We start from the raw sequence: 611 nt of genomic DNA, 5'->3' as shown, positions 1-611 counted from the left end.
ACCGCCTTCCCGCCGACCTCCCCGCCGCCCGCGCCCTCGCGTCGGGGCTGGGCGGTGACACCGGCGCGGACCTCACCGCCTGGCTGGAGGCGCGTCTGCGCTGGGAGGAGCTGCGGGCCGAGGGCGAGACGGTGCTCGGTGCCGCGCTGGCCCGCACCCGTGCCGCGCTGCGCGGGCTGGCGCTGGACGACCGGCTGCGCCGGGGTCTGCTGCTGGCCTCGCCCACGCTGGAGGAGCGGCTCGACGCGTTCGCCGCCGACCGGTCCCCGGCGCCGGGCAAGCGGGCCCGGAAGATGGAGCGTTCGCTGCTGTCGTACCTGTACCGGACCGCCTGCAAGACCAGCCCGTTCAGCACGCTGACTGCCGTGGCGCTCGGCAGTTTCGCGGAGGGGGGCGACCTGACGGAGGTGGGCGACGACTGGACGAGCCACCCCCGGCTCAACGTGGTCGTCCTCACCCGGCTGGCCGAGCTGATCGTGGCCGACCCGGCCCGCCGGGCCGACCTGCCGGTGGCACCGGCCTCGGGCTGGACGCGGGACGACGACCGGGTGCGCTATGTCCGGCGGGCGGTCACGGCCGGGGACGACAGCGCGCCGGTCAGTTTCGACGCC

Annotated in this window: 1 protein-coding gene; it reads left to right on the top strand. The window is 76.8% G+C overall.

The window, feature by feature from the left end:
- The coding region (locus GT030_RS31500; RefSeq protein WP_202460798.1) for a lantibiotic dehydratase at nucleotides 1-611 on the top strand (611 nt) is incomplete at both ends.

It is taken from the genome of Streptomyces sp. SID1328, assembly GCF_009865595.1.
Classification (GTDB): Bacteria; Actinomycetota; Actinomycetes; order Streptomycetales; family Streptomycetaceae; genus Streptomyces; species Streptomyces griseoluteus.
This window is presented reverse-complemented; position numbering and strand designations above follow the sequence as displayed.